The 12,220-nt window shown below is 58.7% G+C and carries 8 protein-coding genes; 2 read left to right on the forward strand and 6 right to left on the reverse strand.

Features of this window, described 5'->3' with window-relative positions; all coding sequences use genetic code 11:
* Positions 1–6: 6 nt before the first annotated feature.
* The 5 genes from topA to AC5SEM_RS16480 form a co-directional block, all read right to left on the reverse strand.
* Positions 7–2,637, reverse strand: coding sequence for a type I DNA topoisomerase (topA, locus tag AC5SEM_RS16460; RefSeq protein ID WP_077573837.1), 2,631 nt, complete (start codon positions 2,635–2,637; stop codon positions 7–9).
* A gap of 114 nt (positions 2,638–2,751) precedes the next feature.
* Positions 2,752–2,988 carry a DUF1653 domain-containing protein gene (locus tag AC5SEM_RS16465; RefSeq protein ID WP_007910467.1) on the reverse strand — a complete coding sequence of 79 codons (237 nt, stop codon included), beginning with the start codon at positions 2,986–2,988 and terminating at the stop codon, positions 2,752–2,754.
* A 98-nt stretch (positions 2,989–3,086) separates the two neighbouring features.
* On the reverse strand, positions 3,087–4,262 hold the full coding sequence (fadA, locus tag AC5SEM_RS16470) for an acetyl-CoA C-acyltransferase FadA (RefSeq protein ID WP_007910465.1): 1,176 nt from the start codon (positions 4,260–4,262) through the stop codon (positions 3,087–3,089).
* A gap of 32 nt (positions 4,263–4,294) precedes the next feature.
* Positions 4,295–6,442 carry a fatty acid oxidation complex subunit alpha FadB gene (gene fadB / locus AC5SEM_RS16475; RefSeq protein ID WP_034156439.1) on the reverse strand — a complete coding sequence of 716 codons (2,148 nt, stop codon included), beginning with the start codon at positions 6,440–6,442 and terminating at the stop codon, positions 4,295–4,297.
* A 517-nt stretch (positions 6,443–6,959) separates the two neighbouring features.
* Complete coding sequence (locus AC5SEM_RS16480) at positions 6,960–7,397, reverse strand: hypothetical protein (RefSeq protein ID WP_495470844.1); 438 nt, start codon at positions 7,395–7,397, stop codon at positions 6,960–6,962.
* A gap of 103 nt (positions 7,398–7,500) precedes the next feature.
* On the opposite strand from AC5SEM_RS16480, the gene AC5SEM_RS16485 reads away from it, so the two are divergent.
* On the forward strand, positions 7,501–7,938 hold the full coding sequence (locus AC5SEM_RS16485) for a universal stress protein (protein ID WP_077573839.1): 438 nt from the start codon (positions 7,501–7,503) through the stop codon (positions 7,936–7,938).
* 174 nt (positions 7,939–8,112) lie between these two features.
* Here the strand turns inward: AC5SEM_RS16485 and AC5SEM_RS16490 are convergent, their stop codons facing one another.
* Positions 8,113–10,035, reverse strand: a complete 1,923-nt coding sequence (locus tag AC5SEM_RS16490; protein ID WP_495470845.1) for an ATP-binding cassette domain-containing protein — start codon at positions 10,033–10,035, stop codon at positions 8,113–8,115.
* A 214-nt stretch (positions 10,036–10,249) separates the two neighbouring features.
* Between AC5SEM_RS16490 and AC5SEM_RS16495 the strand changes: the two genes are divergently transcribed.
* On the forward strand, positions 10,250–12,178 hold the full coding sequence (locus AC5SEM_RS16495) for a transglycosylase SLT domain-containing protein (RefSeq protein WP_123595020.1): 1,929 nt from the start codon (positions 10,250–10,252) through the stop codon (positions 12,176–12,178).
* The last annotated feature ends 42 nt before the right edge of the window (positions 12,179–12,220 follow it).

Genomic DNA, 12,220 nt, shown 5'->3' on the forward strand with positions numbered 1-12,220 from the left:
TAAGGCTTACTCAGCTTTTGGCTTCGTACGCTTGTCTTCAACCGTCCACTTGCCGCCGTCGAAGTACGCCTTCCAACCGGTAGGCTTGCCATCGACTTCGGTCTGCACGTATTGCTCCTTGGTCTTGCGGCTGTAGCGGATGACCGCTGGCAGACCATCAGGATCCTTCTTCGGCGCGTCGCAGAGGAAGTGGTACTTCGGATCGATTTCGTCCTTGTGCGGCACAATCTCGATCACCAGCGGAGCACGGGTCTCACGGTTTTTCGGGAACTGGCTGGCGGCCAGGAACAGACCAGAGGCACCGTCACGCAGGATGTAAGTGTCGTTGACCTTTTCGCATTTCAACTCAGGCATCTTCACCGGATCCATCTTCGGCGGCGCTGCATCACCGCTTTTCAACAGCTTGCGGGTGTTCTTGCACTCAGGGTTGGTGCAACCGAAGAACTTGCCAAAACGGCCGGTCTTGAGCTGCATCTCGCTGCCGCACTTGTCGCATTCCAGGCTCGGACCTTCGTAGCCCTTGATGCGATAGCTGCCCTCTTCGATTTCGTAGCCCGCGCAATCCGGGTTGTTACCGCAGATGTGCAGCTTGCGCTTCTCATCGAGCAGATAAGCGTCCATCGCCGTGCTGCAGATCGGGCAGCGATGCTTGCCGCGCAGAACCAGCGATTCCGACTCACCTTCGTCGTCCGCAGCGATTTCGTCGCCCGGCACCAGGTTGACGGTGGCCTTGCAGCGCTCTTTCGGCGGCAGGCTGTAGCCCGAGCAACCGAGGAATACGCCAGTCGACGCAGTACGAATCTGCATCGGACGACCGCAGGTCGTGCACGGAATGTCGGTCATGACCGGCTGGTTGGCGCGCATGCCGCTTTCCGGGTTTTCGGCTACTTCGAGTTTCTTTTTGAAATCGCCGTAGAACTCGTCCAGCACGCTTTTCCAGTCGCGTTCGCCCTGCGCCACGTCATCGAGGTTCTCTTCCATGCCGGCGGTGAAGCCGTAGTCCATGAGGTTCGAGAAACTTTCCGACAGACGCTCGGTGACGATGTCGCCCATCTTTTCCGAGTAGAAACGACGGTTGTGCAAGGTCACGTAACCGCGATCCTGAATGGTCGAAATGATCGCAGCGTAAGTCGAAGGACGACCGATGCCACGTTTTTCCATTTCTTTAACCAGGCTGGCTTCCGAGTAGCGCGCCGGTGGCTTGGTGAAGTGCTGCGATGGATCAAGCTTGATCAGCTTCATCACATCGCCCTGCGCCATATCAGGCAGAACGTCGTCGTCGCCAGGTTTGGCAATCTGCGGCATGACGCGGGTGTAACCGTCGAATTTGAGGATACGGCCCTTGGCGCGCAGCTCGAAATCGCCAGCGCCGACGCTGACGGTGGTCGACAGATATTGCGCCGGCAGCATCTGGCAAGCGAGGAACTGGCGCCAGATCAGCTCGTAGAGGCGCTCAGCGTCACGCTCCATGCCTGCGAGCTTGCTCGGCGTGGTGTTGGCGTCGGAAGGACGGATCGCTTCGTGAGCCTCTTGCGCGCCTTCTTTGCTGCTGTAGACGTTTGGCGTTTCCGGCAGGTACTTCTTGCCGAACTCGTCTTCGATGTAAGTGCGCGCCATTGCCACGGCATCGGCCGAGAGGTTGGTCGAGTCGGTACGCATATAAGTGATGTAGCCGGCTTCGTACAGACGCTGAGCCATCATCATGGTTTTCTTCACGCCGAAGCCCAGGCGGTTACTCGCAGCCTGTTGCAGGGTCGACGTGATGAATGGCGCCGAAGGCTTGCTGCTGGTCGGTTTGTCTTCGCGTTTGACGATGCTGTAGCTGGAAGACTTGAGCTTCTCCAGCGCGGCCATGGCCTGAGCTTCGTTGAGCGGCTTGAAGGCTTCGCCTTTCTCGCGAGCTACTTCGAAACGCACGGTCGAGCCTTTGGTGGTGCCGAGATCGGCATGCACTTCCCAGTACTCTTCCGGGTTGAACGCACGAATTTCGCGTTCACGCTCGACCACCAGCTTCACAGCAACCGATTGCACACGGCCAGCGGACAGGCCACGGGCAATCTTTGCCCACAGCAGCGGCGAAACCATGTAGCCCACAACGCGGTCGAGGAAACGACGCGCCTGTTGAGCGTTGACTCGATCGATGTCCAGCTCGCCCGGTTCCGAGAAGGCTTCCTGAATCGCCTTCTTGGTGATTTCGTTGAACACCACGCGCTTGTAGCGGCTGTCGTCACCACCGATGGCTTCGCGCAGGTGCCAGGCAATGGCTTCCCCCTCGCGATCCAAGTCGGTTGCGAGATAGATGGTGTCAGCATCTTTGGCGAGCCGGCGCAGCTCTTCGATCACCTTCTCTTTACCCGGGAGGATCTCGTACTTGGCTTTCCAGCCATGATCGGGATCGACACCCATACGCGAGACCAGCTGCTTGCGCGCTTTCTCTTTCGGCGAGAGCACCGGACCTTCGCCCGCAGCAGCCTTGCCGCGCTTGGCGGCTGGCTCTTTGCTGGCGCTAGCCGAACCGCTGGTGGGCAGGTCTCGGATATGGCCGATACTCGACTTCACCACGTATTGGTTACCCAGATACTTGTTGATGGTCTTGGCCTTAGCCGGGGATTCCACAATGACCAGCGATTTGCCCATGGATCAGAAAATTCCTGAATTCTAGAAGTGAAAGGCGGTTGGCGCCTGACGCGGCACCGCTATATATAGTTGATACAAGGTGAGGTCAAGCACAGGGTTCTGCGCGCACTCGCCTTATGCCTTGGAAAAAAGGCTCGGTTCGGCTTGCACCAAAGCAAAGCGTGGCACCTGCTCGCCGTCAACCTCGACTGACTCGAGAAACATGCTCAGAGGGCGTACCCAAAAGCCGTAATCGCCATACAGGGCTTGGTAAAAGACCACTTCTTCTTCGGTCTCGGAATGCCGCGCAACACTGAATACGCGGTACTGCGGACCTTTGTAATGTTGGTAGAGCCCAGGTTGTATCGGCATGGTTTGGCCCTCACTCAAATTTTTTCAAAATAAAAACAAAATAAATCCACAAAAACAAAAACCGGGGCACTTGGCCCCGGCTTCCATCAACGAGACGCTTAGACGCGTTCGAAGACGGTGGAGATGCCTTGGCCGAGACCAATGCACATAGTAGCCACCCCGAAGGTGCCGCTATTCTGCTTCATCACGTTCAGCAAGGTGCCGGAAATACGGGCACCGGAGCAACCGAACGGGTGACCCAGGGCGATCGCGCCGCCGTGCAGGTTAACCTTCTCGTTCATCTTGTCGAGCACTTTCAGATCTTTCAGCACTGGCAGGGCCTGTGCGGCGAAAGCTTCGTTGAGTTCGAAGAAGTCGATATCGTTGATGCCAAGGCCCGCACGCTTCAGGGCTTTTTGTGTTGCCGGAACTGGACCATAGCCCATGATTGCCGGATCCACACCCGCCACTGCCATCGAACGGATCACCGCCATTGGCTGGATACCCAGGTCCTGTGCACGTTGCGCCGACATCACGATCATGCACGAAGCACCATCGGTGATCTGCGACGAAGTACCGGCAGTCACGGTGCCGCCCTTTGGATTGAAGGCAGGCTTGAGAGCCGCCAGACTTTCCAGGGTGGTTTCCGGACGAATGGTTTCGTCGTAGTCGAACAGTTTCAGGAAACCGTTCTCGTCATAGCCCTGCATCGGGATGATTTCGTCTTTGAACTTGCCTTCCACGGTGGCCTTGTGGGCCAACTGGTGGGAACGCACGCCAAAAGCGTCCTGCTGTTCGCGAGTGATGCCGTGCATTTTGCCGAGCATTTCCGCGGTCAGGCCCATCATGCCCGAGGCTTTCGCCGCGTACAGCGACATGTGCGGGTTCGGATCGACACCGTGCATCATGCTCACGTGGCCCATATGCTCGACGCCGCCAACCACGAACACGTCACCGTTGCCGGTCATGATCGCTTGCGCAGCAGTGTGCAGTGCACTCATCGACGAGCCACACAGACGGCTGACGGTCTGGCCAGCCGAGGTGTGCGGGATCTGGGTCATCAGCGACGCCATGCGCGCGATGTTCCAGCCCTGCTCCAGGGTCTGGTTGACGCAGCCCCAGATCACGTCCTCGACTTCAGCAGGATCGACCTTGGCGTTGCGTTCCAGCAGTTTGCTGATCAGGTGCGCCGACATGTCTTCGGCGCGGGTGTTGCGGTGCATGCCGCCCTTGGAGCGGCCCATCGGAGTACGACCGAAGTCGACAATCACGACGTCTCTTGGATTCAAGCTCATAAAATTTCACTCTCGCTCAAAAGTTGGGACGCTTAACCGAAGAACCGTTGGCCGGTTTTGGCCATTTCACGCAGTTTCGCGGTCGGGTGGTACAGCGCGCCCAAATCAGCGTACTGGTCAGCCAGGGCAACGAACTCGGCAACACCGATCGAATCGATGTAGCGCAGCGCACCGCCACGGAATGGAGGGAAACCGATACCGTAGACCAGACCCATGTCGGCTTCGGCGGCAGTTTCAACGATGCCGTCTTCCAGGCAACGCACGGTTTCCAGGCACAGCGGGATCATCATCCAGTTGATGATGTCTTCGTCAGTGACTTCGCGCTGCTCGTAAACGATCGGCTTGAGCACTTCGAGTACCGATGGATCGGCGACTTTCTTCTGCTTGCCTTTCTTGTCGGCCTCGTAGGCGTAGAAGCCCTTGCCGTTCTTCTGGCCCAGGCGCTTGGCTTCGTACAGCACGTCGATGGCCGAGCGACGGTCATCCTTCATGCGATCCGGGAAACCTTCAGCCATCACGTCACGACCGTGGTGACCGGTGTCGATGCCGACCACGTCCATCAGGTATGCCGGGCCCATCGGCCAGCCGAATTTTTCCATGACCTTGTCGATACGGACGAAGTCCACACCGGCGCTGACCAGCTTGGCGAAACCGCCGAAGTACGGGAACAGCACGCGGTTGACCAGGAAGCCCGGGCAGTCGTTGACGACGATCGGGTTCTTGCCCATTTTCTTGGCGTAGGCAACGGTGGTGGCAACCGCCAGCTCACTCGACTTCTCGCCACGGATCACTTCCACCAGCGGCATCATGTGCACCGGGTTGAAGAAGTGCATGCCGACGAAGTTTTCCGGACGCTTGAGGGCCTTGGCCAGCAGGCTGATGGAAATGGTCGAGGTGTTGGACGCGAGGATGGTGTCCTCTTTGACCTGACCTTCAACTTCAGCCAATACGGCTTGCTTGACCTTCGGGTTCTCGACAACAGCTTCGACCACCAGATCGACGTGACCGAAGTCGCCGTAGGACAGGGTCGGACGAATGGCGTTGAGCACTTCAGCCATTTTCGCAGCGGTCATGCGACCTTTATCGACGCGGCCAACCAGCAGCTTGGCGGCTTCGGCCAGACCTTGCTCAATGCCGTGCTCGTTGATGTCCTTCATCAGGATCGGCGTACCTTTGGAGGCCGACTGATAAGCGATACCGCCACCCATGATACCGGCGCCGAGTACAGCAGCCTGCTTCACGTCTTTGGCGATTTCGTCGTAGGCCTTGGCCTTTTTCTTCAGTTCCTGATCGTTCAGGAACAGACCGATCAAGCTCTGCGCGGCAGAGGTCTTGGCCAGTTTGACGAAACCTGCAGCTTCGACTTCCAGCGCCTTGTCACGACCGAAGTTCGCGGCTTTCTGGATGGTCTTGATCGCTTCAACCGGCGCCGGGTAGTTCGGGCCAGCTTGACCGGCGACGAAACCTTTGGCGGTTTCGAAAGCCATCATTTGTTCAATGGCGTTCAGCTTGAGTTTTTCAAGTTTCGGCTGACGCTTGGCCTTGAAGTCGAACTCGCCGGAGATGGCGCGTTTGATCAGTTCAAGGGCAGCTTCCTGCAGCTTCTCCGGAGCAACCACGGCATCGACAGCGCTGACTTTCAGCGCGTCTTCAGGGCGGTTTTCCTTACCCGAGGCAATCCATTCGATGGCGTTGTCGACACCGATCAGACGCGGCAGACGCACGGTGCCGCCGAAGCCTGGGTAGATGCCCAGTTTGACTTCCGGCAGACCGATCTTGGCCTTGGTCGACATGACGCGATAGTCAGCTGCCAGGCACATTTCCAGACCGCCGCCCAGTGCGATGCCATTGATGGCCACTACGGTTGGGACGTTGAGGTCTTCGAAATCGCTGAAGATCTTGTTGGCTTCGAGATTGCCAGCAACCAGCTCGGCATCCGGCAGCTTGAAGTTGTCGACAAATTCGGTGATGTCGGCGCCGACGATGAACACGTCCTTGCCACTGCTGACGATCACGCCCTTGATCGAAGCATCTGCCTTGATGGTGTCTACGGCCTGACGCAGTTCGTTCAGGGTTAGACGGTTGAACTTGTTGACGGACTCACCCTTGAGGTCGAATTTCAATTCGACGATGCCACTTTCAAGAGCTTTAACCGTGATGGCTTTACCTTCGTAAATCATCAACTGATCTCCACGATATGGAAGCTGAACAGTACACGTCGGACGCAGGCGAATGGCTCGGCAGGACGCTTTTTCGTCGATGCTAACGCCAATCCACCCGGCACACCCGCCAACGCGATAGTCGGGATTCTGTAGGAGCAGTCTGTAAGACAAACGCTCAATTCATACGCCCGTTTGATTTGGGTACGTCACCTTCACGGAATTTCCGACAATTGTCAATCGCCCAAAATACGGGTTGAAATGCGACTTTGCGGTCATTTCTGTAAGACGAAGACCCGCAACACGCGTCTGCATGTGAAGCCATTCATAGAATCAATAGTTAGAAAAGTCGCCCTAATTCGCGGCAGCCCTTGTTTAAAGGGCTACGCTGGGTGGACGACAGAGAAATGCGCTGACTGACTCAGCATCAAAAAGATTTCCGGCCTGCCTGGCCACCCCAGCCCGATGAATCATGTCGGGCTTTTTATTGCGCGTCTGCCGGACGTTCCCCACCGTTGCAGTGGGAAAAGTCCGCGCGTCATGCCAGCGCTTTCAGAGTGGCATCGATATCCAGCAAAACCGTGGCGTCGCCCTTCTCGCCCCAATACAAGGCGATCATCTGCTTGTCTGCCTCGACCTTGAAAACGTTGCCCGGCAACTTTTCGAAATGATTGAGCAGCGTCTGGTCTTCGCAGACCTCCTGCCACTGGTTAACCCAGATACCCGGCGACTTTTGCCAGTAGATCCAGCAGGCAGGCGACTTGCCACGGCGCGGCCGATGATATTGCGCGCACGGGTTTGGTGGCTCTTGCGCCAGCCAGTGTGGCCATTCCTGAGGTGCCAACTGCATGGCCAGACCGATGCGTCGTGCCTCCATACGCAGGGCGATGCGACCGCTTTGCGCGCGCGATGGGCGCAACCACGCCAGCGGACTTAAAACCACCAGCAGGATTGACACCACCAACCAGACCGTCATATCTCTATTCCCAATTCTCGGTGAGCGCATTGTGTCACTTTGGAACCAATGCGCTTGAAACCAGCCATACTTAACAATATTGAAACCTCACGAGGAGCACCTCATGCCCTACCACCACATCCTGGTCGCCGTAGATCTGACCGAAGAGTGCGACCCTGTGATTCACCGCGCCCGCGAGCTGTCGGTAAGCAATGGCGCCAAGCTTTCGCTGGTGCATATCGTCGAGCCGATGGCCATGGCATTCGGCGGCGATGTGCCGATGGATCTGTCACAACTGCAACAACAGCAGTTCGATCAGGCCAAGGAACGCCTGGAGCGTCTGAAAGCCAAATACTCAGAGCTTGAGGGCGCCAACTGCCACCTGACCTATGGCCAGCCACGCCAGGAAATCCATCATTTCGCCAAAGAACAAACGTGCGATCTGATCGTGGTCGGCAGTCATGGCCGACATGGTCTGGCGCTATTGCTCGGCTCGACCGCGAATGACGTACTGCACGGCGCGCCATGCGACGTATTAGCGGTACACCTGGTCAAACGTTGAAACACTGATCATTGTGGGAGCGAGCCTGCTCGCGAAGGCGTCGGCACATTCAGCATTAATGCCGCCTGACACACCGCATTCGCGAGCAGGCTCGCTCCCACATTGGGTCTCCACCCGCATATGAAAAGCCCGGCGTTCATCACTGAACGCCGGGCTTTTTCACATCCGGATCAATCAGGCATCCAGCTCGGCCCAACGCTCCATCAACGCGTCCAGCTCAGCCTGCAACTGCTCCAGCGAAGCAATCACCTTGGCTGTTTCAGCCGGTGGACGCTGATAGAAACCGCCTTCAGCCATCTCGGCCTCCACTGCGGCGATCTGCTGTTCCTTGGCGTCGATATCGCCCGGCAACGCTTCCAGCTCACGCTGCAGTTTGTAGCTCAGCTTTTTCTTCGCCGCCGGAGCAGCTGCCGCAGGCGCTGCGACCACTGCCGGCTCTGCAGTAACCACCGCCGAATTCAGATCAGCCTTGCCCGACTTGCTTTCAGTCACGCCCAACAGACGCGGCGAGCCACCCTGACGGATCCAGTCCTGATAGCCGCCGACGTATTCACGCACCATGCCTTCACCTTCGAAGACCAGCGTGCTGGTGACCACGTTGTCGAGGAATGCCCGGTCGTGGCTGACCATCAGCACCGTGCCGTTGAAGGTCAGCAGCACTTCTTCGAGCAGCTCGAGGGTTTCCACGTCGAGGTCGTTGGTCGGTTCGTCGAGTACCAGCAGGTTCGCCGGTTTGCTGAACAGTTTGGCCAGCAACAGACGCGCACGCTCGCCACCCGACAGCGCCTTGACCGGCGTGCGGGCACGCTGCGGGCTGAACAGGAAATCGCCGAGGTAGCTCAGCACGTGACGGCTCTGGCCGTCGATATCGATGAAGTCGCGACCTTCGGCGACGTTATCGATCACGGTTTTTTCCAGATCCAGCTGATGACGCAGTTGGTCGAAGTACGCCACGTCGATCCGCGTGCCCTCTTCCACTTTGCCGCTGGTCGGTTGCAGACCGCTGAGCATCAGTTTGAGCAACGTGGTCTTGCCGGTACCGTTGGCGCCGAGCAGACCGATACGGTCGCCGCGCGTCAGCACCATCGAGAAGTCCTTGATCAGGAACGGGCCGCCCGGGTGCGCGAAACTCACGTTCTCGAGGACCATCACCTGCTTGCCGGACTTGTCGGCAGTGTCCAACTGAATGTTGGCCTTGCCAGTGCGCTCGCGGCGCTCGCTGCGCTCAACGCGCAGGGCTTTCAGGGCGCGGACGCGGCCTTCGTTACGGGTGCGGCGCGCCTTGATGCCCTGGCGGATCCAGACTTCTTCCTGGGCCAGTTTCTTGTCGAACAGCGCGTTGGCGGTCTCTTCAGCGGCCAGTGCAGCTTCTTTGTGCACGAGGAAACTGGCGTAGTCGCCGTTCCAGTCGATCAGGCCGCCGCGATCCAGTTCGAGAATGCGCGTGGCGAGGTTTTGCAGGAAAGAACGGTCGTGCGTGATGAACAGCACGGCGCCCTGGAAATCTTTCAGTGCCTCTTCGAGCCAGGCAATCGCACCGATGTCCAGGTGGTTGGTCGGTTCGTCGAGCAGCAGCAGATCCGGCTCGGACACCAGCGCCTGCGCCAGCAGCACGCGACGACGCCAGCCGCCGGACAACTGGGCGAGGGTCTTGTCGGCCGGCAGTTGCAGACGGCTCAAGGTGCTTTCGACCAGCGTCTGCAAACGCCAGCCATCACGGGCTTCGAGGTCTTGCTGAACATGCATCAGCTTGTTGAGGTCATCTTCAGTAACGCAGTTCTGCGCAAGGTGATGGTACTCGGCGAGCAACGCACCCACGCCATCAAGGCCTTCAGCGACCACGTCGAACACCGTCCGATCGTCGGCCACCGGCAGTTCTTGCGGCAATTCGCCGATTTTCAGACCGGGGGCACGCCACACCGAGCCTTCATCGGGCTTCTGGTCGCCCTTGACCAGTTTCATCATGCTGGACTTGCCAGTGCCGTTGCGGCCGATGATGCACACCCGCTCACCACGGGCGATCTGCCAGGACACCTTGTCCAACAACGGCATAGCGCCGAACGCAAGGGACACATCGCTGAATTTGAGCAGGGTCATGAGCTTCTCCAAAAACCGGGCGCGCATTCTACCTGAGTTAGGGCTTCAGCAGGCCGGCAATTTGTCTGTCGAAGCACTCTGCACAACATTTGTTGCGAACTTGTGCTGCGAGGCCCGCAAAGCTTTCGCCGCTTGCTGGCAAAAGGCTAAGCTACAGACAATTCAGTGCTGATTCGTGTCGGCACTTGTCATGATTTCTCTGCCCGGATGTCTCATGCGCAGTCGCCTTTTCAGTGTCTTGTCCTGTTTGCTACTTACCGCCGCTGCCGCTCAATCCGCCCAGGCGGTGGACCTGTCCACCCAACGCCAGTATTACGATGAAGCCAAGCGCGCCTTGGCCAAGGGTGATACCGGCCCGTACTTCCGCTACAGCCAGGCGCTGGCCGATTACCCGCTGGAACCGTATCTGGCCTACGACGAACTGACCGCGCGTCTGAAGACCGCGAGCAATGCGGAAATCGAAAAATTCCTCGCCGAACACGGTGACCTGCCCCAGGCCAACTGGATGAAACTGCGCTGGTTGCGCTGGCTCGCCGACCGAGGCGACTGGGCGACCTTCGTCAAGTACTACGACCCGAAACTCAACTTCACTGAACTGGACTGCCTCAACGCGCAGTACCAGATCAGCAGCAACCACAAGGCCGAGGGTTACGCCAACGCCGACAAGCTCTGGCTGACCGGCAAATCGCAACCCGCTGCGTGCGACGCGCTGTTCGGCATCTGGGCTGCCGACGGCCAGCTCACCGAGCAGAAACGCTGGGAGCGCACCAAACTCGCCGCTCAGACGCGCAACTATCCACTGGCCAACAGTCTGGTCAACGGCTTGACTACCCTCGCCCCGCGCGGTCGTTTGCTGGTCGATGTCGCGCAGAAACCGGAGCTGCTCAATCAGCCTTCACGTTTCACCCCGGCCGATGAGCCGATGTCCGACGTGGTCAGCCTCGGCCTGCGCCGTTTGGCGCGCCAGGATCCGGACAAGGCAATGGCCTTGCTCGACGGTTACGCCAGCAGCATGCATTTCTCTCGCGATGAAAAAGTCGCGATCGCCCGGGAAATCGGCCTGACTCTCGCTCGTCGTTTCGACAGCCGCGCGCTGGATGTGATGACCAAGTACGACCCGGAACTGCGTGACAACACTGTCTCGGAATGGCGTCTGCGCCTGTTGCTGCGTCTGGCCCGTTGGGACGACGCGTATCAGTTGACTCGCCGTCTGCCGCAGGATCTGGCTACCACCAACCGCTGGCGCTACTGGCAGGCACGCAGTCTGGAACTGGCCCAGCCGCAGAACCCGGAAGCACAGACGCTGTACAAAGGCCTCGCGCGGGAACGTGATTTCTACGGGTTCCTCGCCGCCGACCGCTCGCAATCGCCGTACTCGCTGAACAACAAGCCGCTAGTCCTCAGTCAGGCGCTGATCAACAAGGTGCGCAACACCCCGGGCGTGCGCCGCGCGCTGGAGTTCCATGCTCGCGGGCAGATCGTCGACGGTCGTCGCGAGTGGTATCACGTCAGCCGCCATTTCAATCGCGATGAAATGGTTGCCCAGGCGAAACTGGCTTACGACCTGAAATGGTACTTCCCGGCGATCCGCACCATCAGCCAGGCGCAGTACTGGGACGATCTGGATATCCGCTTCCCGATGGCCCACCGCGAAACTCTCGTGCGTGAAGCCAAGGTGCGTGGTCTGCATTCGAGCTGGGTGTTCGCCATCACCCGCCAGGAAAGCGCCTTCATGGACGACGCCCGCTCCGGCGTCGGCGCCAGCGGCCTGATGCAGTTGATGCCCGGCACCGCCAAGGAAACCGCGCGCAAGTTCAGCATCCCGCTGGCCTCGCCGCAGCAAGTGCTCGATCCAGACAAGAACATTCAACTTGGCGCCGCTTACCTGAGTCAGGTGCACAGCCAGTTCAACGGCAACCGCGTCCTCGCCTCCGCCGCCTACAACGCCGGCCCCGGCCGTGTGCGCCAATGGCTGCGCGGTGCCGATCATCTGAGCTTCGACGTCTGGGTGGAAAGCATCCCGTTCGATGAAACCCGTCAGTACGTGCAGAACGTGTTGTCTTATTCGGTGATCTACGGCCAGAAGCTCAACTCGCCGCAGCCGCTGGTGGATTGGCATGAGCGGTATTTTGATGATCAGTAATCCAGCGCTTAAGGCCGGATAACGAAAAATGCCCATATCGCG

Source organism: Pseudomonas sp. CH61 (genome assembly GCF_059429415.1).

Excerpts from the sequence above, each read along its gene's own strand:
- topA (WP_077573837.1), bottom strand. The coding sequence starts at position 2,637 with ATGGGCAAATCGCTGGTCATTGTGGAATCCCCGGCTAAGGCCAAGACC.
- AC5SEM_RS16465 (WP_007910467.1), bottom strand. The coding sequence starts at position 2,988 with ATGCCGATACAACCTGGGCTCTACCAACATTACAAAGGTCCGCAGTAC.
- fadA (WP_007910465.1), bottom strand. The coding sequence starts at position 4,262 with ATGAGCTTGAATCCAAGAGACGTCGTGATTGTCGACTTCGGTCGTACT.
- fadB (WP_034156439.1), bottom strand. The coding sequence starts at position 6,442 with ATGATTTACGAAGGTAAAGCCATCACGGTTAAAGCTCTTGAAAGTGGC.
- AC5SEM_RS16480 (WP_495470844.1), bottom strand. The coding sequence starts at position 7,397 with ATGACGGTCTGGTTGGTGGTGTCAATCCTGCTGGTGGTTTTAAGTCCG.
- AC5SEM_RS16485 (WP_077573839.1), top strand. The coding sequence starts at position 7,501 with ATGCCCTACCACCACATCCTGGTCGCCGTAGATCTGACCGAAGAGTGC.
- AC5SEM_RS16490 (WP_495470845.1), bottom strand. The coding sequence starts at position 10,035 with ATGACCCTGCTCAAATTCAGCGATGTGTCCCTTGCGTTCGGCGCTATG.
- AC5SEM_RS16495 (WP_123595020.1), top strand. The coding sequence starts at position 10,250 with ATGCGCAGTCGCCTTTTCAGTGTCTTGTCCTGTTTGCTACTTACCGCC.